General features: G+C 71.3%; 21 protein-coding genes. 20 read left to right on the top strand and 1 reads right to left on the bottom strand.

All coding sequences use genetic code 11. The features are described 5' to 3' along the window. The first annotated feature begins 4 nt into the window (after window positions 1–4). The 4 genes from KAH28_RS01475 (at window position 5) to KAH28_RS01460 (ending at window position 4,680) form a co-directional block, all read left to right on the top strand. Complete coding sequence (locus tag KAH28_RS01475; RefSeq protein ID WP_290574028.1) at window positions 5–1,174, top strand: PilT/PilU family type 4a pilus ATPase; 1,170 nt, start codon at window positions 5–7, stop codon at window positions 1,172–1,174. Next, window positions 1,171–2,268 carry a PilT/PilU family type 4a pilus ATPase gene (locus KAH28_RS01470; RefSeq protein ID WP_290574027.1) on the top strand — a complete coding sequence of 366 codons (1,098 nt, stop codon included), beginning with the start codon at window positions 1,171–1,173 and terminating at the stop codon, window positions 2,266–2,268. Before KAH28_RS01475 ends, KAH28_RS01470 begins: the two co-directional genes overlap by 4 nt. Window positions 2,269–2,373: 105 nt before the next feature. After that, window positions 2,374–2,784 (top strand): hypothetical protein, encoded by a 411-nt coding sequence (locus KAH28_RS01465; RefSeq protein ID WP_290574026.1) that lies wholly within the window; start codon window positions 2,374–2,376, stop codon window positions 2,782–2,784. A 51-nt stretch (window positions 2,785–2,835) separates the two neighbouring features. Continuing rightward, entirely contained in the window at window positions 2,836–4,680 is a 1,845-nt protein-coding gene (locus KAH28_RS01460; RefSeq protein ID WP_290574025.1) for an ABC transporter ATP-binding protein, read from the top strand. Here the strand turns inward: KAH28_RS01460 and KAH28_RS01455 are convergent. Next, window positions 4,674–5,117 (bottom strand): hypothetical protein, encoded by a 444-nt coding sequence (locus KAH28_RS01455; RefSeq protein ID WP_290574024.1) that lies wholly within the window; start codon window positions 5,115–5,117, stop codon window positions 4,674–4,676. The two genes, KAH28_RS01460 and KAH28_RS01455, sit on opposite strands and share 7 nt — an antisense overlap. 93 nt (window positions 5,118–5,210) lie before the next feature. On the opposite strand from KAH28_RS01455, the gene KAH28_RS01450 reads away from it, so the two are divergent. The 16 genes from KAH28_RS01450 (at window position 5,211) to ftsA (ending at window position 22,850) form a co-directional block, all read left to right on the top strand. Continuing rightward, window positions 5,211–6,326, top strand: a complete 1,116-nt coding sequence (locus KAH28_RS01450) for a PQQ-dependent sugar dehydrogenase (protein WP_290574023.1) — start codon at window positions 5,211–5,213, stop codon at window positions 6,324–6,326. Between the two features lie 255 nt (window positions 6,327–6,581). Further along, a complete protein-coding gene (locus KAH28_RS01445; protein ID WP_290574022.1) occupies window positions 6,582–7,019 on the top strand; it encodes a division/cell wall cluster transcriptional repressor MraZ in 438 nt (145 codons plus the stop codon). Window positions 7,020–7,085: 66 nt separating this feature from the next. Beyond that, window positions 7,086–7,952 (top strand): 16S rRNA (cytosine(1402)-N(4))-methyltransferase RsmH, encoded by an 867-nt coding sequence (gene rsmH / locus KAH28_RS01440; RefSeq protein WP_366918105.1) that lies wholly within the window; start codon window positions 7,086–7,088, stop codon window positions 7,950–7,952. Continuing rightward, window positions 7,952–8,209 (top strand): cell division protein FtsL, encoded by a 258-nt coding sequence (ftsL, locus tag KAH28_RS01435; RefSeq protein WP_290574107.1) that lies wholly within the window; start codon window positions 7,952–7,954, stop codon window positions 8,207–8,209. Before rsmH ends, ftsL begins: the two co-directional genes overlap by 1 nt. Further along, entirely contained in the window at window positions 8,206–9,939 is a 1,734-nt protein-coding gene (locus KAH28_RS01430) for a penicillin-binding protein 2 (RefSeq protein WP_290574020.1), read from the top strand. The genes ftsL and KAH28_RS01430 overlap by 4 nt, the downstream gene beginning before the upstream one ends. Then, entirely contained in the window at window positions 9,936–11,420 is a 1,485-nt protein-coding gene (locus KAH28_RS01425; RefSeq protein ID WP_290574019.1) for a UDP-N-acetylmuramoyl-L-alanyl-D-glutamate--2,6-diaminopimelate ligase, read from the top strand. Before KAH28_RS01430 ends, KAH28_RS01425 begins: the two co-directional genes overlap by 4 nt. Continuing rightward, the gene (murF, locus tag KAH28_RS01420) at window positions 11,417–12,823 is read left to right on the top strand and encodes a UDP-N-acetylmuramoyl-tripeptide--D-alanyl-D-alanine ligase (protein ID WP_290574018.1); all 1,407 of its coding nucleotides are present in this window, start codon (window positions 11,417–11,419) and stop codon (window positions 12,821–12,823) included. The genes KAH28_RS01425 and murF overlap by 4 nt, the downstream gene beginning before the upstream one ends. Next, the gene (gene mraY, locus KAH28_RS01415; RefSeq protein WP_290574017.1) at window positions 12,804–13,886 is read left to right on the top strand and encodes a phospho-N-acetylmuramoyl-pentapeptide-transferase; all 1,083 of its coding nucleotides are present in this window, start codon (window positions 12,804–12,806) and stop codon (window positions 13,884–13,886) included. The genes murF and mraY overlap by 20 nt, the downstream gene beginning before the upstream one ends. Then, window positions 13,883–15,217 (top strand): UDP-N-acetylmuramoyl-L-alanine--D-glutamate ligase, encoded by a 1,335-nt coding sequence (gene murD, locus KAH28_RS01410; protein ID WP_290574016.1) that lies wholly within the window; start codon window positions 13,883–13,885, stop codon window positions 15,215–15,217. The genes mraY and murD overlap by 4 nt, the downstream gene beginning before the upstream one ends. Further along, window positions 15,214–16,407, top strand: coding sequence for a putative lipid II flippase FtsW (gene ftsW, locus KAH28_RS01405; RefSeq protein ID WP_290574015.1), 1,194 nt, complete (start codon window positions 15,214–15,216; stop codon window positions 16,405–16,407). Before murD ends, ftsW begins: the two co-directional genes overlap by 4 nt. A 133-nt stretch (window positions 16,408–16,540) precedes the next feature. Then, entirely contained in the window at window positions 16,541–17,596 is a 1,056-nt protein-coding gene (gene murG, locus KAH28_RS01400) for an undecaprenyldiphospho-muramoylpentapeptide beta-N-acetylglucosaminyltransferase (protein ID WP_366918102.1), read from the top strand. Beyond that, the gene (gene murC / locus KAH28_RS01395) at window positions 17,593–19,029 is read left to right on the top strand and encodes a UDP-N-acetylmuramate--L-alanine ligase (RefSeq protein WP_290574013.1); all 1,437 of its coding nucleotides are present in this window, start codon (window positions 17,593–17,595) and stop codon (window positions 19,027–19,029) included. Before murG ends, murC begins: the two co-directional genes overlap by 4 nt. Beyond that, complete coding sequence (gene murB, locus KAH28_RS01390) at window positions 19,026–19,961, top strand: UDP-N-acetylmuramate dehydrogenase (protein WP_290574012.1); 936 nt, start codon at window positions 19,026–19,028, stop codon at window positions 19,959–19,961. The genes murC and murB overlap by 4 nt, the downstream gene beginning before the upstream one ends. Continuing rightward, the gene (locus KAH28_RS01385; protein ID WP_290574011.1) at window positions 19,958–20,893 is read left to right on the top strand and encodes a D-alanine--D-alanine ligase; all 936 of its coding nucleotides are present in this window, start codon (window positions 19,958–19,960) and stop codon (window positions 20,891–20,893) included. The genes murB and KAH28_RS01385 overlap by 4 nt, the downstream gene beginning before the upstream one ends. Continuing rightward, window positions 20,890–21,612 carry a cell division protein FtsQ/DivIB gene (locus tag KAH28_RS01380; RefSeq protein WP_290574010.1) on the top strand — a complete coding sequence of 241 codons (723 nt, stop codon included), beginning with the start codon at window positions 20,890–20,892 and terminating at the stop codon, window positions 21,610–21,612. Before KAH28_RS01385 ends, KAH28_RS01380 begins: the two co-directional genes overlap by 4 nt. Then, the gene (gene ftsA / locus KAH28_RS01375; RefSeq protein WP_290574009.1) at window positions 21,612–22,850 is read left to right on the top strand and encodes a cell division protein FtsA; all 1,239 of its coding nucleotides are present in this window, start codon (window positions 21,612–21,614) and stop codon (window positions 22,848–22,850) included. The genes KAH28_RS01380 and ftsA overlap by 1 nt, the downstream gene beginning before the upstream one ends. Window positions 22,851–22,856 lie beyond the last annotated feature (6 nt).

Raw genomic sequence — 22,856 nt, 5'->3', positions numbered from 1 at the left:
AGCCATGGATCGCGACGCCGCCGTCAAGCTCGTCACCCAGCTGCTGCGCACGGTCAAGGACCGCGGGGCATCGGACCTCTTCCTCTCCGCCGGCTTCCCGCCCGCGCTCAAGATCGACGGGCAGCTCACGCCGGTGATGGAGCGCCCGCTCAGCTCGCAGCACGCGGCGCTGATCGTCCGGGCCATCATGAACGACCGGCAGCTCAAGGAATTCGAGGCCACCAACGAGTGCAACTTCGCGATCGCGCCGCAGGACATCGGCCGCTTCCGCGTCAATGCCTTCGTGCAGCAGAACCATGCCGGCGCGGTGCTGCGCCCGATCACCACCGAGATCCCGACGCTGGACGAGCTGCAGCTGCCGAAGGCGCTCGGCGACATCGTCATGTCCAAGCGCGGCATGGTGCTGATGGTGGGGGCGACCGGCTCCGGCAAGTCGACCTCGCTGGCGGCCATGCTCGGGCACCGCAACGCCGAGTCGCGCGGGCACATCGTCACCATCGAGGATCCCATCGAGTTCGTGCACCCGCACCGCGGCTGCCTGATCACGCAGCGCGAGGTCGGCGTCGACACGCACAACTGGGACAACGCCCTCAAGAACACGCTGCGTCAGGCGCCGGATGTGATCCTCATCGGCGAGATCCGTACCCGCGAGACCATGGAGTACGCCATCAACTTCGCCGAGACCGGCCACCTGGTGCTGTCGACCCTGCACGCCAATTCGTCGAACCAGGCGCTGGACCGCATCATCAACTTCTTCCCCGAGGACAAGCGCGAGCAGGTGCTGATGGACCTGTCGCTCAACCTGCGCGCGATCCTCTCGCAGCGCCTGGTGCGGCGCGAGGGCGGCGGCCGCAAGGCGGCGGTCGAGGTGATGCTCAACTCGCCGCTGGTGTCGGATCTCATCTTCAAGGGCGAGGTCTCGGGCATCAAGGAGGTCATGTCGCGCTCGCGCGAGCAGGGCATGCAGACCTTCGACCAGCACCTCTTCGATCTCTTCGAGAACGGCGACATCAGCTACGAGGAGGCGCTGCGCAACGCCGACTCGCAGAACGAGCTGCGCCTGCGCTTCAAGTTGGAATCGAATCGCGCCGCCCGGGATCTCCACAACGATCCCGGCGTGCAGGGCATGACCATGCGCGAGGATGACGAGGAGGGAGCGGGGGGCTGGCGGTGAGCGCGGGCGCCAGCGACGCGCTGCAGGGCTTCCAGCGCCTGCAGCCCTATCTGCGGCTGGCGGCCGAGAAGCGCGCCTCGGACATCTACTTCACCACCGGGTCGCCCGCCATGGTGCGCATCGAGGGCGAGATGCACGCGGTCGGCCGGCAGCCGCTGAAGGCCGAGGAGATCGCGGCCATGGCCGATGCCATGCTCAGCGACGCGCAGCGCGACGCGCTGAAGCGCGAGCGCTCGGTGGACCTCGCCACCCACGCCGGCGGTCTGGGGCGCTTCCGCGCCAACATCTTCCACCAGCGCGGCGACATCGCGATGGTGATGCGCTTCGTGGGGGCGGACATTCCGTCGATCGAGGCACTCGGCCTGCCCGCGATCCTGTCCGATCTCGCCATGCAGCGGCGCGGTCTCGTGCTGGTGGTGGGTGCCACCGGCTGCGGCAAGTCGACATCGCTCGCCGCGATGGTCGATCACCGCAACCGCACCGCCAAGGGGCACATCCTGACGATCGAGGACCCCATCGAATACGTGCACTCGCACCAACGGGCCATCGTCAATCAGCGCGAGGTGGGGCTGGACGTGCCGGACTACGAATCGGCGCTGGTGGCGGCCATGCGCGAGGCGCCGGACGTGGTGCTCATCGGCGAGGTGCGCATGCACGCCACCATGCAGGCCTGTCTGCACCTCGCCAACACCGGGCACCTGACCCTGTCGACCCTGCACGCCAACAATGCCCATCAGGCGCTGCAGCGCATCGTGAACCTCTATCCGGCGGACCTGCGCCCGCAGCTCTATCTCGACCTCGGCCTGACCCTGCGCGCCATCGTCTCGCAGCGCCTGATCCAGGGCGTCGACGGACATCGCGTGGCCGCCTGCGAAGTGCTGCTGAACACGCCCTATGTCAGCGAGCTCGTCACCGCCGGCCGCATCGACGAGGTCTACGATGCCCTGGAGTCATCGCGCGACCGCGGCATGCAGAGCTTCGACCATGCGCTGGCCACGCTCTACCGCGAGGGCCGGATCAGCGAGGAGGAGGCGCTCAACAACGCCGACTCGCGCGCCAACCTCGAGGCCAAGCTGCACTTCGGCGGCAGCTGAACAGTGCGCCACGGCTGAACGGGCGCGCGGGGCGCCCTTATACTCGTGCGCCTGCGACCGCCGGCGCCGCGCCGGCCCATCCATACGAGTCATTCGGAGCACGGCATGTCGAACGAACAGCAATTGCCGGAGATCAAGCTGGATGCCACCCAGCTCTACCGCGAGGAATCCATCACCGACCGCCGCGTGGGCACGCTGCGCAAGCTGACGCCGGTGACGGCCGAGGGCGAGGACGACGACAGCCGTTCGGTGGTCTTCGAGGGGCAGGCCAGCCTGATGACCCCGGCCGGCTCGCTGCCCCTGCACTTCGAGATCGATGCGACCACCATGCAGGAGGCGCTCGAGAAGTTCCCGTCGGTGGCCCAGCAGGCGCTCGAGGAGACCCTGGAAGAGATGCAGCGGATGCGCCGCGAGCAGCAGGGCGGCGGCATCATCGCTCCCGGCCAGGGCGGCTACGGCGGCGGCCAGGGTGGCGGCATGCCCGGACAGGGCGGAGGCGGCCGTATCCAGTTCTAGCGCCGCACCGCGGTACGCGTTCGCGCGGTCGTCGCGCCGGTCGATGACGCGATGAGCGCGCCGAGCGACGACACACCCGCCGAGCGCGGGCTGCTGCGCCGCACCGTCGGCGTGTTCCGCTACACGCGGCGCGCGCTGGCGCTGGTGTGGACGACTTCGGCGCCGCTCGCCATCGTTCTCGGCGTGCTGACGGTCGTGGCCGGGGTGCTGCCCGCGCTGGCGGCCTGGGTCGGGCAGATGATCGTCGACTCGGTGGTGGCCGCCATCGAGGCCCGCGAGGCCGGCACCACGCCTGATATCGCGCAGCCGCTGGAGTGGGTGGCGCTGGAGGCCGGCATCATCGTGGCCATCGCCGGCGCGCAGCGCGGCATCTCCGCGTGCCAGTCGCTGCTGCGGGCGCTGCTCGGCCAGCGCGTCAACGTCCTGATCCTCGAGAAGGCGGCGACGCTGTCACTGGCGCAGTTCGAGGACTCCGAGCTCTACGACAAGCTCACCCGTGCCCGGCGCGAGGCGTCGCAGCGCCCGCTGGGCCTGGTCAACAAGACCTTCGGCCTGCTGCAGAACGGCATATCGCTGGGCAGCTTCGCGGTCATCCTGGTGCAGTTCTCGCCGTGGGCGCTGCTCATCCTGGTGGCGGGCGCGCTGCCGGGCTTCGTGGCCGAAGCCAAGTTCTCGGGCGACGCCTTCCGGCTGTTCCGCTGGCGCTCGCCCGAGACCCGCATGCAGATGTATCTGGAGACCGTCCTGGCGCGCGAGGACAGCGTCAAGGAGGTCAAGCTCTTCGGGCTCGGGCCGCTGCTGCTGGAGCGCTACCGCGACATCTTCCGGCGCCTGTACAAGGAGGACCGGGCCCTGACGCTGCGTCGCGACGGCTGGGGCTTCGTGCTCGGCGTGGTCGGCTCGGCGGCGTTCTACGGCGCCTATGCCTGGGTGGTGGTGGCAGCGGTGCTGGGGCGGATCACGCTCGGCCAGATGACCATGTACGTGGCGGTGTTCCGGCAGGGGCAGTCGGCGGTCAGCGCCATGCTCACCGCCATCAGCGGCATGTACGAGGACAACCTCTACCTGTCCAATCTCTACGAGTATCTCGAGGAGCCGGTGGCCAGCGATACCGGTACCCGCACGGAAGGCGCCCTGCCGGGGGACGGCGTGCGCTTCGAGCACGTGGGCTTCCGCTATCCGGGGGCGCCGGCACCGGCGCTCTCCGATGTCAGCTTCCACCTGCGGCCCGGGCAGAGCCTGGCGCTGGTGGGTGCCAACGGCTCCGGCAAGACCACGCTGATCAAGCTGCTCACCCGGCTCTATCCGCCGGACCGGGGGCGCATCCTGCTCGACGGCAGTCCGCTGGAGGAATGGTCGATCACGGCTCTGCGCGGGCGCATCGGGGTCATCTTCCAGGACTTCATGCGCTACCAGCTCGAGGTCGGCGAGAACGTCGGCGCCGGTGACGTCGCGGCCTTCGGCGACGAATCGCGCTGGCGCCAGGCGGCCAATCTCGGTCAGGCCGACCATTTCATCGAGGCGCTGCCCGCAGGCTACCGGACCCAACTCGGGCGCTGGTTCCGCGACGGCCAGGAACTGTCGGGCGGGCAGTGGCAGAAGATCGCTCTGGCGCGCGCCTTCATGCGCGAGGGCGCCGACGTGCTGGTCCTCGATGAGCCCACCGCCGCGATGGACGCCCAGGCCGAAGCCGACATCTTCGCGCGCTTCCGTGAATATGCGCGGCATCGCATGACGATCATCATCTCGCACCGCTTCTCGACCGTGCGCATCGCCGACCACATTCTGGTCATCGACGGCGGGCGCGTGATCGAGTCCGGTACCCACGACGGCCTGATGGCGGCCGACGGGCGCTACGCGCATCTGTTCCGGCTGCAGGCGCGCGGGTATCAGTAGGCGCGTGGTGGCGCCGTCGCGCCGGCGAACACCGCGCCGGCGGCGGCACCGGCCAGCGCCAGGCCCGCCGTGCCCAGTGCCGTGCGTGCGGCCGCTATGGCGGTCACCGGCAGCGCCAGGTCCATGACCGCCAGCATCGTGAGGACGGCGGCGGCTTCGGCAACCGCGAAGAGGGCGAGGCGACCGCCGTCCAGTCTTCGCCAGAGCCAGGCCGCGATCGGGAAGGCGACCAGGAAGGCGGTGCCGCACAATGCGGCGTACATCGGTGCGAAGCCGGCAAGATCCTGTCCCGCGGTGCGCAGCGCGAGTCCGGCCGGGACCTCGTGGCCGAGCGTCTCGATGGCGACGATGTTGCGATGGGTCTGCCACAGGCTGCCCGTGGCTGCCGCCACGATGACGGCGCCGAGGAAGGCGAGGGCGGCGCGGAGGAAACGCATGAACGAACCGGCGGAGACGCGATGTCCGCGATCATGCCGCATCCCGGTGCGTGCTGCCTGCTATCGTCAGCGCATGCTCGAATGCGCCCGAACATGATGCGATTCGCCCGATTGCGGCTCTGCACGGCGCTGTGCGCCGTGCTGGCAGTCACGGTGCCGGGCAGCGCCGCCGCCGGCGCCGCGCCCGGCTATCGCATCGAGACCGTGGCGGACGGTCTCGATCATCCCTGGTCGCTGGCATTCCTGCCGGACGGTCGCCTGCTGGTCACCGAGCGGCCGGGTCGGCTGCGCATGGTCGAGGATGGCACGCTGTCGGCGCCGGTGACCGGCGTGCCGGCGGTGCACGCGGTCAGCCAGGGCGGGCTCTTCGAGGTGCTGCCGGCGTCCGATTTCGCCGACAGCGGCCTGCTGTACCTGTCCTATGCCGCCGGCGGGCCGGATGCCAATGCCACCACGGTGCTGCGGGCGCGCCTCGCCGACGGCGCACTGGTCGACGGTACCGTGGTGTTCGCCGCGACCCCGACCAAGGACACGCCGGTGCACTACGGCGGTCGCATGTGCCACCGCGGCGATGGCACCGTGCTGATCGGTCTCGGTGATGGTTTCGACTACCGGGAGGCGGCGCAGGATGCAGCCAGCCACCTCGGCAGCATCGTGCGGCTGGCGCCCGACGGCGCCGCGCCGTCCGACAATCCCTTCCGCAACGTGGACGGGGCGCTGCCGGAGACCTACAGCATCGGGCACCGCAACATCCAGGGGCTCGTCTGCGACGACGAGGGCGTGTGGGCCCACGAGCACGGGCCGCGCGGTGGCGACGAGCTCAACCGCATCGGCCCCGGCGCGAACTACGGCTGGCCGGTTGCGACCGGCGGTATCGACTATAGCGGTGCCCGCGTGTCGCCCTTCGAGCGCCGGCCCGGCATGGTGGCACCGGTGGTGGAATGGACGCCGTCGATCGGGCCCAGCGGCATGACGCGCTACCGCGGCGGGGCCTTCCCGGACTGGAACGGCGACCTCTTCGTCTCGACCCTGGTCGAGCGCAGCGTGCGCCGCCTGATCATGGACGGCGACGCCGTCAGCGGCCAGGAAGTCCTGTTCACCGAGCTGGACGCGCGCATCCGCGACGTCGCGACCGGGCCCGACGGCTTCCTCTATCTGCTCACCGATGCCGACGACGGCGCCATCCTGCGCGTCCGTCCCGCTCCCTGAGCGGCTGCGCGCCGCCACTTCCCCCACGGCACCCCACGGCGCGCCCCCGGCGGCGCCGGGCCTCGTCCTGTCGATGAAGTATGGCGCTCAACCTCATGTTTTTAATGCGATTGCAGTGAATGTGCCCGGATCTGCGCAAATGACTGTTTCGCCGTGCATTTTCTATTGCGGTGTGGGGAGGTGTGGGGTAAAGTGGGTGTCAAGTGCACTTAAGTGGGGAGCGCAGGGGACTGGCGGCTTCCAGGGGCGTAGGCAATGTTCACCGGGGAACACCCGCTCAATGTCGATGACAAAGGACGCCTGGCCGTGCCGGCGCGTTATCGGCAGCAGCTGGCCGATTCCCACGGATTGCAGCTCTACATCACCATCGTCACCCTCGACGGCAACACCCGGCTCGAGATCTATCCGGCTCCGGTATTCCGCGACATCGCGGAGCAGATCCAGCAGATGGAGGATCGCGATCTCGCCGAGGCGCTGAAGCTCGGCTTCGTCGGTCGCGCGGTCGAGGCCGAGATCGATCGGCAGGGCCGCATCGTGCTGCCGCCGCTGCTCCGCAAGGATGCGGGCATCGGCAACCGCGCCATGCTGGTGGGCCAGATCACGCGCTTCGATGTGTGGGATCAGCCCACCTACGAGGCCACCCGGGTGCCGGACGATCAGATCGCCAGCGCCCTCAAGCAGATCCGTCGGTGATCGGGCATGCCCTCCGCCGCCGCCACCGCCCTCCGCCTCGACATCGACGGCGACCGGAGCGCTGATATGCAGCCGCACCGCCCCGTGCTGCTCGACGAAGCCCTCGCGGGTCTGGCAGTCCGGGCCGGCGGCCGTTACGTGGACGCGACCTTCGGGCGCGGCGGCCACGCCGCGGCGATCCTCGATCAGCTCGCCGGCAGCGGCTGGCTGCAGGGTTTCGACCAGGATCCGGAGGCGGTCGCCGCCGCCCGCGAGCGCTTCGCCGGGGCCGCCAACTTCGGCATCCGGCATGCCCGCTTCGACCGGCTGTCCGAATGGGCCGCCGCCACCGGCTGCAGCGGCGCGCTCGACGGCGTGCTGATGGACCTGGGCGTGTCCTCGCCGCAGCTGGATACGCCGGCGCGCGGATTCTCGTTCCAGCACGACGGTCCGCTGGACATGCGCATGGATCCCGGACAGGGCGAGCCGGTGTCCGACTGGCTGGCGCGTGCCAAGGCCGACGAGATCGCCGACGTGCTCTATCACTACGGCGAGGAGCGTGCCAGCCGTCGCATCGCACGCGCCATCGTCGCGGCGCGCGAGAGCGAACCGGTGGTCACCACCACGCGGCTGGCCGGCATCATCGCCGGGGTCATGGGGCGGCGCGGCCGCATCCATCCGGCCACGCGCAGCTTCCAGGCCCTGCGCATCTTCATCAACGACGAGCTTGCTGTCCTCGAGGCCGCGCTGCAGCAGTGCGCCGCCGAGCTGGCGCCGGGCGGGCGGCTGGTGGTGATCAGTTTCCATTCGCTGGAGGACCGGCTGGTCAAGCGCTTCATGCGCGACGCGCCCGCGCTCAAGCCGGTGCAGCGCGTGCTGGCCGACGAGCAGCACGCGCGCGACAACCCGCGCGCCCGCAGCGCCGTGCTGCGCGTCGCGGAGGCGCAGCCGTGATGCTGCTACGCGCCCTTCTGATGGCGGCCGTGGTGGTTTCCGCGGTCACCGTGGTGTGGAGCACGCACGCCTATCGCGGCCTGGTGAGCGAGGTCGAGGTGCTGCGCGCCAAGCAGCACCAGCTCGATGTCGAATTCGGCCAGCTTCAGCTCGAGGAGGCCTCGCTGGCGCATCCCGGGCGCATCGACGAAGCGGCGCGCAGCGAACTCGGCATGCAGCTCCCGGACAACCGCACCGTGGTGGAGGCCCGGCCGTGAGCCGCGCCCGCCGCAAGCCGCAGGTACGCACCGTGCCGGCATGGCGCCGGCACAGCGTGACCGCGCTGGTGCTCGCCGGTGCCGTCGTGGTGGCGCTGCGCGCCTTCGAGCTGCAGGTGCTGGATCGCGCCTTCCTGGAGGGCGAGAGCGACAAGCGCGCCATCCGGCACGTCGAGATTCCGGCCCACCGCGGCGCCATCCGCGACCGCAACGGCGAGCCGCTGGCGGTGTCGGCGCCGGTGGAGTCGGTCTGGGTGGTGCCCGGCGACCTGCTGGCCGCGCCCGACTATCTCGCGCCGGTGGCGGATCTGCTCGGCCGCGACGCCGCCGATCTGCGCGCCGAGCTCGCGGCGCGCACCGACCGCCGCTTCTACTGGCTGGCCCGTCATCTGTCGCCGGCCCAGGCGCAGCGCATCAATGCGCTCAAGGCGCCGGGCATCGCCACCACACGCGAGTATCGGCGCTTCTACCCGACCGGCGAGATCGCCGCGCAGCTGGTCGGCCTGACCAACATCGACGGCAAGGGGCTCGAGGGCATCGAGGCCGCGGCCAACGACGAGCTCGCCGGGCGCCCCGGCAAGCGCCGCGTCATCCGCGCGCGCGACGGCCGCGTGGTGGACAGCGGCATCGAGCTTCAGCAGGCACAGCCGGGCCGCGACGTGCATCTGACGCTCGACCTGCGCATGCAGTACCTGGCCTATCGCGAGCTCAAGGCGGCGGTGCAGCGCCACGGCGCCGAGAGCGGCATGGTGGTCGTGGCCGACGTCGACAGCGGCGACATCCTGGCGATGGCGAGCGCGCCGGGGTTCAATCCCAACCGCCGTGACAGCATCGACAGCGCGGCGATGCGCAACCGCCCCATCACCGACGTGTTCGAGCCGGGCTCCACGGTCAAGCCGCTGCTGGTGGCACACGCCCTGGAGCACGACCTGGTGCCCGCCGGCACGACCTACGACACCGGAGACGGCTGGATGCAGGTGGGCCGCCTCACCGTGCAGGACGTCAGTGCCTACGGCGAGGTCGATCTGGCGCGCATGCTGAAGAAGTCGAGCAACGTCGGCGCCGCGCGCCTCGGTCTGGACATGGGCGCCGAAGCCGTGTTCGACGCATTCCAGACCTTCGGCTTCGCGCAGCCGATGTACATGGATTTTCCCGGTGCCGCTACCGGCCTGCTGCGCTTCTGGGGCGACTGGGACAAGGTCACCACCGCCACGGCCGCCTACGGCTACGGGATGTCCACCAGTGCGCTCCATCTGGTGCGTGCCTACGCCGCCATCGCCCGCGACGGCGAGATGCCCGGTCTGCGCATGCGCACCGACGGCGCGGTGCTGCCGCCGGAGCGCGTGCTCTCCGCGAGCACTGCGCGCCGTGTCCGCCAGATGCTGGAGGGGGTGGTGACCACGGACGGCACCGCCGCCGGCGCCGACGTGCCCGGCTTCACGGTGGCGGGCAAGACCGGCACCACGCACAAGGTCGGCGCCGGCGGCTATGCCAAGGACCGCTACCAGAGTCTCTTCGTCGGCATGCTGCCTGCGGAGGATCCCCGGCTGGTGGGGCTGGTGCTCATCGACGAGCCCCGGCGCGGCGGCCACTACGGCGGTGTCGTGGCGGGGCCGGTGTTCTCGCGCATCATGCAGGGCGCCGCGCACTGGATGCAGCTGGCGCCGCGCGCGCCCAAGGCGCCGGGCTTCACCACTGCCGCCGCGGGTCAGGAGGGGCCGAACTCGTGACCGCCACCACGCCCAGCGGCAGCGTGCGCCTGTCCGAACTCCTCGAGGGGCTCGCCGATCCGCAGGACACGCCCGATCTGCTGGTGTCCGGCGTGGCCATGTCGAGCCGCGATGTCGGGCCGGGGCAGGTGTTTCTGGCGGTCCGCGGCACCCGCATGCACGGGCTGGCCTTCGCGGCGGACGCGGCGGCGCGCGGCGCCGCCTGCATCGTCTATCAGTCGGGCGAGGGGGCCGTGGCGCCGGATGTCGCGGTGCCGGCGGTGCCGGTGCCGGATCTGGCGCGGCATGTCGGCACCATCGCCGCGCGCTTCCATGGTCATCCCGCCGACGCGCTGGCGGTGACCGCGATCACCGGTACCGACGGCAAGACCTCGGTGGCGTGGCTGATGGCAGGGGCGCTGGCCCATCTGCGCACGCCGGCGCACTACATCGGCACTCTGGGCAGTGGCATTCCCGGCGGACTGTCGGCGACGCAGCACACCACGCCGGATCCCATCCGGCTGCAGGCCGCGCTGGCCGAGGCGCGCGACGCCGGCGCCCGCGCCGTGGTCATGGAGGTGTCGTCCCACGCCCTCGACCAGTGGCGGCTGTCGGGTACCCGCATCGCCTGTGCGCTGCTGACCAACCTCGGCCGCGATCATCTCGACTACCACCCGGACGTGCAGCACTACCACGACGCCAAGCGCCGGCTGTTCCGGGACTGTGCGCCGGCGGTGAGCGTGTTCAACGCCGACGACCGCATCGCGCGGCAGTGGGCCGCCGAGCAGCCCGGCGCCTGGACCTATGCGCTCGACCAGAACGCCGACGTGCGCGCGGCGGAGCCGAGCTTCACGCCGGACGGCATGCGCTTCTCGCTCGAGCACGGCGATGCGCGTGCGCAGGTGCGTGCGCCGCTGCTCGGGCGCTTCAACGTGGCCAATCTCACCGCGGTGGGCACGGCCCTGCTCGCGCAGGGGCACGCCATGCGCAACGTCGCCGCGGCGCTGTCGCGTTCGGGCGTGGTGCCGGGGCGCATGGAGCCGATCCGCGTCGACGGGAAGCCCCTGGTCATCATCGACTACGCGCACACGCCGCAGGCGCTGTCGCAGGCGCTGCTCGCCTGCCGCGCGCACACCCGCGGCAAGCTCTGGTGCGTGTTCGGCTGCGGCGGCGACCGGGATCGCGGCAAGCGCGCGCTCATGGGGCAGACCGCCGCGGCGGTCGCCGACCACATCATCATCACCGACGACAACCCGCGCAACGAGGAGCCGGAGGCCATCGCCGAGGCAGTGCTCGAGGGCGTGGGGGCGCACGGGCAGGCACGCATCATTCTCCGGCGCGCGGAAGCCATCGCCCACGCGCTGGGCGCCGCAGCGTCCGACGACATCGTGCTGATCGCCGGCAAGGGGCACGAGACCGTGCAGCAGTACGGTGCCATCGAGTACCCCTTCTCCGACCGGGACTGCGCGCGGGCACTGCTGGGTCTGGAGGCGGCGTCGTGAGCGCGCGCAGCGCCGCAGCCTTCGCCACCGCCGTCGGCGGTTCCCTGTCCGGTGCCGATGTCGGCTTCGCCGCCGTGGTCACCGACAGCCGCGCGCTGGCGCGCGGCGACTGCTTCGTCGCGCTGGTCGGTCCGCGCTTCGACGGCCACGAGTTCGTGCCGCAGGCTGCCGCTGCCGGGGCCGCGATGGCGGTGGTCGCGCGGGAATGCGACGCGCCGCTTCCGCAGGTGCGCGTCCCCGATACGCTGGAGGCGTTGCAGCGTTTCGCGGCGGAATGGCGGCGCGGCTTCGACCTCCCGGTCGTGGGCATCACCGGCAGCAACGGCAAGACCACGCTGCGCGCCATGTGCGAGGCCGTGCTGGCGCCGCTCGGTCCGCTGCTGGCCACCGAGGGCAACCGCAACAATCACATCGGGCTGCCGCTGACCCTGTGCCGGCTCGATGCCACGCACCGCGCGGCGGTCATCGAGATGGGCGCCAACCACGCCGGCGAGATCGCGATGCTCGCGGGGTTGGCCGCGCCGCGGATCGGCATCGTCACCAATGCCGGCGATGCGCATCTGGAGGGCTTCGGTTCGCGCGAGGGCGTCGCGCGCGCCAAGGGCGAGCTGTTCGCGGCGCTGCCCGCCGACGGCACGGCCATCATCAATGCCGACGATGCCTACGCCGCCTACTGGCTCGGCGTTGCCGGCGACCGGCGCGTGCTGCGCTTCGGTCTGGCCGCCGATGCCGAGGTGCGCGCGGAGGGCGTCGAGGCGGTCGACGAGGGCGCGGGCAGCCGCTTCACCCTCTGTCTGCCCGGCGGCGACCGGGCCGCGGTCACGCTGCCGCTGCCCGGTGCACACAACGTGCGCAATGCGCTGGCGGCTGCTGCCGCCGGTCATGCGCTCGGTCTCGATGCGGCGCGCATCGCCGCCGGACTGGCGGCGACGCACACGCCCGACGGCCGTCTGGCATCGCGTTCCGCGGTGGGTGGCGCCCGCATCATCGACGACAGCTACAACGCCAATCCCGATTCGCTGCGCGCCGGCATCGCGCTGCTCGCCGGGATGCACGGCACGCGCGTGCTGGCGCTCGGCGAGATGGGCGAGCTCGGTGACGCCGCCGCAGCCCGGCACGCCGAGGCCGGGCGCGCCGCGCGCGAAGCCGGTATCGACCGGCTGCTCGCGGTCGGGCCGATGGCAGGTCTCGCGGCCGAGGCCTTCGGCGACGGTGGCGCGACCTTCGACGAGCCGGCGGCCCTGGCCGCGGCGCTGCGCGGCGAGCTCGCGCGCGACTGGGTCGTGCTGGTCAAGGGATCGCGCAGCGCGGGCATGGAACGGGTCGTCGCCGCGCTGGACGCGGGCGCGGCCGACAGCGAGCCAACAGCATCGGGGGAGTCGCATGCTCTATCACGTCACTGAGTGGCTGCAGGAGCTGGAGAGCGGCTTCCGCGTCTTCCAGTACCTCACCTTCCGTTCGGTGCTGGGCGTGCTCACCGCGCTGGTGTTCTCGTTCATCGCCGGCCCGTGGATGATCCGCCGTCTGCAGTTGAGCCAGATCGGGCAGGTGGTGCGGCATGACGGGCCGCAGACCCACCTCGTCAAGTCCGGCACGCCCACCATGGGCGGGGCGCTGATCATCGCTGCGGTGACTGTCGGCACGCTGCTGTGGAGCGACCTCAGCAACCACTACGTCTGGATCGCGGTGCTGGTGACCATCGCCTTCGGCGCGGTGGGCTTCGTCGACGACTACAAGAAGATCCGCTACGGCAAGTCGCAGGGACTGAATGCGCGCCAGAAGTACTTCTGGCTCTCCCTGGCGGGCTTCGCGGCCACCACCACGATGTATGTCACCGCCACCACGCCGGTGGAGACCGCGCTGCTGCTGCCCTTCGTCAAGGACGTGACCGTTCCGCTGGGCGCGGGCTTCATCCTGTGGGCCTATCTGGTGATCGTGGGCAGCTCCAACGCGGTCAACCTGACCGACGGGCTGGACGGGCTCGCCATCATGCCGACCGTGATCATCGCCTCGGCACTGGCGGTGTTCGCCTACGCACACGGCAACGCGGTGATTGCCGAATACCTCGGCATCCCGTTCATCGCCGGAGTCGGCGAGCTGTCCATCTTCTGCACGGCGATCGCCGGTGCGGGACTCGGCTTCCTGTGGTTCAACGCCTATCCGGCGCAGGTCTTCATGGGCGACGTCGGCGCGCTGGCCCTGGGCGCGGCCCTGGGCGTGGTGGCGGTGCTGGTGCGCCAGGAACTGGTGCTCTTCGTGATGGGCGGCGTCTTCGTCGCCGAAACCCTCTCGGTGATCCTGCAGGTGGGCTCGTACAAGCTGCGCGGCAAGCGCATCTTCCGCATGGCGCCGCTGCATCATCACTACGAGCTCAAGGGCTGGCCCGAGCCGCGCATCATCGTGCGCTTCTGGATCATCACGCTGATCCTGGTGCTGATCGGCCTGTCGACGCTGAAGATCCGATGATCGGCGCGACCCTCCAGGCCCCCTTTCTCGTCGTCGGCCTCGGCGCCACCGGGGCTTCGGTGCTGCGCTTCTGCGCCGGTCGCGGCCTGCAGGCCGATGCCACCGACGATCGTGCCGCGCCCCCGGGCATCGAGGCGCTGCGCGAGGCCCACCCCGCGAGCCGCTTCGCCGTCGGCGCCTTCGCCGCGCCGCGACCGGTCACCGAATACGGCGCCGTGGTGCTGTCGCCGGGGGTGTCGCCCCAGCACGCCTTCGTGCGCGAGATTGCCGCTGCCGGGATCCCGGTGGTCGGCGACATCGAGCTGTTCGCGCAGACCGCCGAGGCGCCGATCGTCGCCATCACCGGCAGCAACGGCAAGTCGACCACCACCGCCCTGCTGGGCGCGATGGCAGGGGCCGCCGATGTCGCAGCCGGCGTCGGCGGCAATCTGGGCACGCCCGCGCTGGATCTGCTGGCGCCGGATGTCGAGCTCTACGTGCTCGAGGTGTCGAGCTTCCAGCTGGAAACCACGCACAGCCTGGCGGCAGCCGCCGCGACCGTGCTCAACCTGTCCGAGGACCATCTCGACCGCCACGGCGACATGGCGGCCTACGCCGCCGCCAAGGCACGCGTCTACCGTCACTGCGGCACCGCCGTGATCAATCGTGACGACCCCGCCACCGCGGCGGGCAGCGAGGGTGCCGCGCGCTCGGTCAGCTTCGGACTGGACCGGCCGGCGAGCAACGACGCCTACGGCATGGACGCGGGCTGGCTGATGGTCGGCGACGAGCGCCTGATCGCGATCGACGCGATGCGCATGCGCGGTGCGCACAACCACGCCAATGCGCTGGCCGCGCTGGCGCTCGCCGAGGCGGCCAGTCTGCCGCGCGCGGCCTGCCTGCGCGCGCTGGCCGGCTTCGACGGCCTGCCGCACCGCTGCCGGCTGGTGCACGCATCGGATGCGGTCCAGTGGCTGGACGACTCCAAGGCCACCAACGTCGGCGCCGCCAGCGCGGCGCTCGCCGGCATGGCCGGCACGGTGGTCTGGATCGGCGGCGGTCAGGCCAAGGGCCAGGATTTCGCGCCGCTGGCCGCGGTGCTGGCGCCGCGCGCGCGGGTCGCCATCGTCTATGGCCAGGATGCCGCCGTTCTCGAGGACGCGCTCGCCGGCGGCGGTGTGCCCACGCGGCGGGTGGCGACGCTCGAGGAAGCGGTGGCCGAGGCCGCGAACGCGGCGCTGCCCGGCGATACGGTGCTGCTGTCCCCGGCCTGTGCCAGCCTCGACCAGTTCAGCGACTACCGCGCGCGTGGCGAGCGCTTCGCGCAGCTCGCCAGGGAGATGGCGGCATGATCGGCGAACGGCTGCGCGCGCTGCCGAAGCTGCCGATGCCCGATCGCTGGCTCGGCGGGCTGACGCTGGCCCTGCTGCTGCTGGGGCTGATCATGGTGGCGTCGAGCTCGGTCGCGGTGGCGGAACAGGGCAGCGGCGGTGCCCTGGCCCTCTTCTGGCGGCAGGCGATCTACGCACTGCTGGGCGCCTTCGTTGCCATCACGCTCACCCAGATTCCGCTGGCCGCCTTCGAGCAGAACAGCATGCTGCTGCTGGGCGGGGCGATTCTGCTGCTGCTTCTGGTGCTGGTGCCGGGTATCGGGGTCGAGGTCAACAATGCGCGGCGCTGGATCGATCTCGGCATCATCCGGCTGCAGGCCTCGGAGCCGGCCCGCCTGATGGTGGTGCTCTATGTGGCCGGCTTCATCGTGCGCCGGCAGGTCGAGGTGCAGTACCAGCTCCGCGGCCTCGCCAAGCCGTTGCTGGTGATCGCGCTGGCCTGTCTCCTGCTCCTCCTGCAGCCCGATTTCGGGGCCGCCGTGATCCTGGCGGCGATCTGCTTCCTGATGCTGTTCCTGGGCGGTGTCCGGCTGCGCTACCTGTTCGTGCCGGTGCTGGCCACGGTGGGTGCCTTCGCCATGCTGGCGGTGGCGCAGCCGTACCGCGTGCGCCGCCTGCTGGGCTTCTCCGATCCGTGGGCGCATGTGGAGACCGCCGGCTGGCAGTTGTCGCAGTCGCTGATCGCGATCGGCCGGGGCGGCTGGTTCGGCGAGGGGCTGGGCAACAGTCTGCAGAAGATGCTCTACCTGCCGGAGCAGCACACCGACTTCATCTTCGCGATCTTCGCCGAGGAGTTCGGCCTCTTCGGGGTGCTGGTACTGCTCGCGCTGTACATGGGGCTGTGCTGGCGCGGCCTGCAGATCTCGGCCGTGGCCGAGGCGCGCGGAGCGCGCTTTGCCGGCTATGTGGGCTACGCGCTGAGCTACTGGCTGGCCTTCCAGGTGCTGGTGAACCTCGCGGTCAACATGGGGCTGCTCCCCACCAAGGGGCTGACCCTGCCGCTGATGAGCTACGGCGGCTCCAGCCTGCTCACGGTGTGCGCCATGGTCGGGCTGCTCCTGCGCATCGATGTGGAGAACCGCGCCGCCTCGCCGGGCCACGATGCCCGCTCCAGGCGCTCCCGCGTGGGCGCCCGCGAGGTGGCGGCATGAGGGTGCAGATCGTGGCCGGGCGTGCGGGTTTCCGGGCGGTGTCCGGTGGACACCGACCCCCGGGAGCGCTCGGCCATGGATGGCCGAGCCGGAACCCCGCGCCACGGAAGGCTGCGGACGCGAGGATCGGGTCATGAAGGTGTTGATCATGGCTGGAGGCACAGGCGGGCACGTCTTCCCGGCGCTGGCGGTGGCGGAGATCCTGCGCGCGCAGTCGCACGACGTGGTCTGGATGGGTACGGCGGCCGGCCTGGAGGCGCGCGTGGTGCCGCAGAACCGCTTCCCGCTCGAGACCATCGAGGTGCAGGGGCTGCGCAGCAGCGGAGCGGGCCGCCTGATCCGCGCGCCGCTGACCCTGGCACGGGCCCTGCTGCAGGCACTGCGCATCGTGCGCCGCCTGCGCCCCGCGGTAGTCCTGGGCATGGGCGGATTCGCTTCCGGCCCCGGCGGCGTCGCCGCGTGGCTGCTGCGCCGACCGCTGGTGGTGCACGAGCAGAATGCCGCCGCTGGCCTCACCAACCGGCTGCTGGCGCGCCTGGCGCGTCGCCGGCTGCAGGCGTTTCCGGACGCGCTTCCCGGTGCCACGACGGTGGGCAACCCGGTTCGCGAGAGCTTCGCCGCGCTGCCGGCGCCCGACGCCCGCATGAGCGGTCGCGCCGGGCCGCTGCGTCTGCTGGTGGTGGGCGGCTCGCAGGGTGCGCGCGCGCTCAACATCACCGTGCCGGCGGCGCTCGGCCGGCTGCCTGCGGGCACCTACGAGGTGCGCCACCAGGGCGGCCGCACCGTCGAGGCCGCGGAGGGCGCCTATGCCGATGCCGGCCGGCAGGCGCGCATCGAGGCCTTCATCGAGGACATGGCCGAGGCCTACGGCTGGGCCGATCTGGTGGTGAGCCGCTCGGGCGCGATGACCGTCGCCGAGCTGGCGGCAGCCGGCGTGGCATCGATCCTGGTGCCATTCCCGTCGGCGGTCGACGACCACCAGACCCGCAATGCCCAGCATCTGGTCGATGCCGGTGCGGCGGTGCGGGTCGCCGAGTCGGCGCTGACGCCCGAGCGCCTTGCCGGGATCCTGAGCGAGCACGCCGATCGCGCCCGCCTGCTGGGCATGGCGCGCGCCGCACGCGCCGCCGCGGCACCCGACAGCGGCCGCCGCATCGCGGATGCCTGCCTGGAGGTGGCGTCGCCATGAATGCCGTCCACCAGCAGGACATGCGGAGCCGGCCGATGCGCCGCGTGCGGCGGCTGCACTTCGTCGGCATCGGCGGCAGCGGCATGGCCGGCATCGCCGAAGTGCTCTGCAACCTGGGCTATGACGTCAGCGGCAGCGACATGAAGGCCTCTGCCGTCACCGAGCGGCTGCAGGGCATGGGCGTGACCGTGCACTTCGGCCACGATGCCGGGCACGTCCGCGATGTCGATGCCGTGGTGGTATCGACCGCCATCGACCCGACCAATCCCGAGGTCGCCGCCGCGCGCGCCGCCCGCACGCCGGTGGTGAGGCGCGCCGAAATGCTGGCCGAACTGATGCGCTTCCGCTACGGCATCGCCATCGCCGGCACGCACGGCAAGACCACGACCACCAGCCTGGTGGCGGCGGTGCTGGCCGAGGGCGGGCTCGACCCCACCTTCGTGGTCGGCGGCCGGGTGAAGTCGGCCGGTGCCAATGCACGCCTCGGCGAGGGGCACTATCTGGTGGCCGAGGCCGACGAGAGCGATGCCTCCTTCCTGCATCTCAACCCGCTGATCGCCGCGCTGACCAACATCGACGCCGATCACCTGGAAACCTACGGCGGCGACTTCCAGAAGCTGCTCGATACCTATGTCGAGTTCCTGCAGCGCCTGCCGTTCTACGGGCTGGCGGTGATCTGCGCAGACGACGCCCACAACCGTGCGCTCATCGGTCAGATCGGGCGGCCGGTCATGACCTACGCGCTGGAGGCCGACGCCGACTTCCGTGCCCGCGACCTGGTCGCCGGCGAGGGGGGCACGCGCTTCGCGGTGGAAGCGCCGGACGGCCGGCACGACGATCTCTTCCTCGCCATGCCGGGTCGCCACAACATCGCCAATGCGCTGGCCGCCATCGCGATCGCGCGCGAGCTGGAGGTACCGTGGGATGCCATCGCCCGCGGTCTCTCCGGCTTCCAGGGCATCGGCCGGCGACTGGAGCCCTGCGGCGCGCTGACCTTCGGCGATGCCGCCGTCAGTCTGATCGATGACTACGGCCACCATCCCCGCGAGCTCGAGGCAACCTTCGAAGCGGTGCGCGCGGCCTGGCCCGGCCGCCGCCTGCTGGTCGTCTTCCAGCCGCATCGCTACACCCGCACGCGCGACTGCTTCGATGATTTCTGCGCGGTGCTGTCGAGCGCCGATGCCGTCATTCTGTGCGAGGTCTACCCTGCCGGCGAGCAGGCCATCTCCGGCGCCACGTCGGCGGCGCTGGCGACCGCCATGCGGGCGCGCGGCAAGGTGGTGCCGGTGGTCGTGCACACCCCCGCGGATGTGGTCGACCTGCTGCCCGATGTCGCGCGCGACGGCGATATCGTGCTGACCCTGGGCGCCGGCGACATCGGCACGCTGCCCGCGCGACTGCGCGAGCGCTTCGGCGCCGGGGCGACGGCATGAACGCCGCCATCGATACCGGTCGGGTGCGCGGCCGCGTGCTGCGCGACGAGCCCATGGCGCGGCACACATCCTGGCGCGTCGGCGGGCCTGCCGACCGCTACTTCGAGCCGGCGGATCGCGCCGATCTCCTGGCCTTCATCGCGTCGCTTGCCGATGACGAGCCGCTGCACTGGGTGGGTCTGGGCAGCAACCTGCTGGTGCGGGACGGTGGCCTGCGCGGCACGGTGATCGCGCTGCACGGCGCGCTCGACACGCTGGTGCTCGAAGCCGCCACCGACGCCGATCCGGAATCGCGGACCGTGTTCGCCGAAGCCGGCGTGCACTGCGCGCGTCTTGCCAAGTTCACCGAGCGCGAGGGCCTTGCAGGACTCGGCTTCATGGCCGGCATTCCCGGCACCGTAGGCGGTGCGCTGGCGATGAACGCCGGGGCGTGGGGCGGTGAAACCTGGCCGGCGGTCGAAGCGGCCGAGGTCGTGCTGCGCGGCGGCGGGACGCGCTGGCTGACGCGCAACGCCGTCGACTACGGTTATCGCCACGTCGCGCTTCCCGAGGCCGCCCTCGGCTTCATCGCCGCGCGCTTCGCGGTGTCCGCCGACGCCGACGGCAGTCAGGCTGCCGCGGTGCGCACCCAGCTGGCCCGGCGCAAGGCCACGCAGCCGGTGGGCCGCCCCAGCGCAGGCTCGACCTTCCGCAACCCGCCGGGCGACTTCGCCGCGCGCCTCATCGAGGCGGCGGGGCTCAAGGGGTATCGCATCGGTGGCGCCGGTATTTCCGAGCAGCACGCCAACTTCATCCTCACCGAGACGGGCGCGCGCGCGGCCGATGTCGAGGCGCTCATCGGCCACGTGCAGCGCACCGTGGCCGAGCGCACCGGCATCCGGCTCGAGGCCGAGGTGCGCGTCGTCGGCGAGCCCGATGGAGGTGCGGCATGACGGGCCGGATCACCGACGCGCGCGCCTTCGGCCGGGTCGCCGTGCTTGCCGGGGGCTGGTCCCCGGAGCGCGAGATCAGCCTGCAGTCCGGCGCCAACGTCTACAACGCGCTGCTGCGGCGCGGCGTCGATGCCGAGATGCTGGACATCGACCGCGCCGATCTGCTGGGCGACCGCCTGGCCGGCTTCGATCGCGTGCTCAACCTGATGCACGGCCGCGGCGGTGAGGACGGCACCGTGCAGGCGCTGCTCGATCTGCGCGGCCTGGTCTACCCCGGCAGTGGGCTGGCGGCATCGGCGCTGGCCATGGACAAGCTGCGCAGCAAGCGCGTCTGGCGCGACGCCGGATTGCCGACGCCCGCCTTTGCGGCGCCGGCCACGCTCGACGAGGCGATGGAGGCGGGCGCGGCGATCGGCTATCCGCTGTTCGTGAAGCCGGTGGCCGACGGCTCGTCCGTGGGCATCAGCAAGGTGCACGCGGCTGCGGAGCTGGAAGTCGCCTTCGCGGAGGCGGCGCGCTACGGCGACGTGCTCATGGAGGCCTTCGCCGCCGGCCGCGAGCTGACCTGCACCGTGCTCGGCGGCGAGGCGCTGCCGCTCATCTGCATCGAGCCCGACGGCGCCTTCTACGACTATCACGCCAAGTATCTGTCGGATGCGACGCGCTATCTGTGCCCGGCGCCGGTCGACGCGGATCTGACCCGGCGCGTGCAGACCATGGCGCTGCAGGCCTTCGCCGCCATCGGCGCGCGCCACTGGGGTCGGGTCGATTTCATGCTCGACGCCGAGGGCGCGCCGCAGCTGCTGGAGATCAACACGCTGCCCGGCATGACCACCCATTCGCTCGTCCCCATGGCCGCGGCGGCGGTGGGGATCGACTTCGACGCGCTGTGCTGGCGCCTGCTCGAGCTCACCATGGAGGAATCGCCATGATCGATCTGCGATCGGACTGGCGCGGCGGGTTGATCCCGCTGCTCGCCGGCATGCTGCTGGCCGGCGGTGCCGGCGCCGCCACGCATGCCATCGTCGAGCGCGATGAAGGCGTGACGCGGCTGGTGCTTCCCGAGGTGCCGCGTCACGTCGACGGTGCCGAGCTGCGCGCGCTGGTGCGCCGGCATGACGCGGGCGGTCTCGCGACCGTCGACCTCGCCGCGCTGCGCGCCGACATCGAGGCCATCGACTGGGTGGCCTCGGCAGGTGTCCGCCGGAGCTGGCCCGACGGGCTGGTGGTGCGTATCCGCGAGCACCGGCCGGTGGCACGCATGGGGGGCGGTCGCTATCTGACGGCCGCGGGCCGGGTCGTGACGCTGGAGGCGGTGGCCTCGGCCGAAGCGCTGCCGCTGCTGGGGGTCGATGAGGCTCATGCGGCCAATGCCTTCGATGCGCTGACGGCGCTTCGCGACGGGCTCTCGGCAACCGCGCTGGCGCCCGCCGAGATTCGCCGCGACGCCCGCGGCAGCTGGACGCTGGTGGATACCGCCGGAGTCAGCTTCCGCCTCGGGAAGGGCGATCCGGTGACGCAGCTTCCGCGCCTGCGCGATGCGGTTGCACCGGCGCTCGGCGGGCGCCTCGAGCGGGTCGCGTACGTCGACCTGCGCTACGGAAACGGTTTCGCAGTGGGCTGGGACGACACCGGCCCGGAGATGGAGTAATGGCGAAGAAGGGCAACAACCGGCTCCTGGTCGGACTCGATATCGGGACTTCCAAGGTGGCGGCCATCGTCGGCGACATGCACGACGACGGCACGCTGGAGATCGTCGGGCACGGCGAGGCGCCGTCCAAGGGCCTGTCCCGCGGCGTGGTGGTGGACATCGAGGCCACCACCGGCGCCATACGGCGGGCCGTCGAGGAGGCCGAGCTGATGGCCGGCTGCCGCGTGCAGTCGGTCTACGCCGGCATCTCGGGCAGCCACGTCCGCGCGGTGAACTCGCAGGGGATCGTCGCGGTGCGCAGCCGCGAGGTCACCGAGACCGACAAGGAGCGCGTCATCGACGCAGCCCGCGCGGTGGTCATCCCCACCGATCAGCGTGTCCTGCACGTGGTGCCGCAGGAGTGGTCGGTGGACGGTCAGGAAGGCATCCGCGAGCCGGCCGGCATGGCCGGTGTACGGCTCGAGGCCAAGGTGCACATCGTGTCGGTGGGAACCTCGGCGGCGCAGAACATCTACAAGTGCGTCGAGGGCTGCGGGCTGGAGATCGACCGCCTGATCCTCGAGCCGCTGGCCTCCAGCTACGCGGTGCTGCAGCCGGACGAGCGCGATCTCGGCGTCTGCCTGGTGGACATCGGCCACGGCACCGCCGACATTGCCATCTTCAAGGATGGCTCCATCCGGCACATCGCCGTGGTGCCGGTGGCGGGCGAGTACGTCACCCGCGACATCGCCGCCATGTTCCGCACGCCGAGCCAGTCGGCCGAGGCCATCAAGCGCGAGTACGGCTGCGCCTGGCCGCAGATGTGCGAGCCCGGCGATGCCGTCGAGGTGCCTTCCACCGGGGATCATCCCTCGCGCCAGATCTCGCGCCAGGAGATGGCCGAGGTCATCAAGGCGCGCTACGAGGAGCTGTTCCGCGAGTTCATCGCGCGCGAGCTGCATCGCAGCGGCTTCTACGACCTCATCGCCAGCGGCATCGTCCTCACCGGCGGCAGCGCCCGCCTGCCCGGAGTGATCGAGCTGGCCGAGGAGATCTTCCAGGTCCCGGTGCGTCTCGGCGTGCCGCAGGACCAGGTCAAGGGCATCACCGATGTCACCAAGAACCCGTCATACGCCACAGCAGTCGGCCTGCTGCTGTTCGGGCGTGATCAGCGACCGCACGAGCGTGTCGACTTCGACCAGGCCGGAGTGAAGCAGCTGTGGCAACGGGTACGCAGCTGGTTCCAGGGCAATTTCTGATCCGCA

The organism is Algiphilus sp. (assembly GCF_023145115.1).
GTDB lineage: Bacteria > Pseudomonadota > Gammaproteobacteria > Nevskiales > Nevskiaceae > Algiphilus.
Note: the sequence above shows the minus strand (reverse complement) of the source record. Positions and strands in the feature narration are given on the sequence as shown.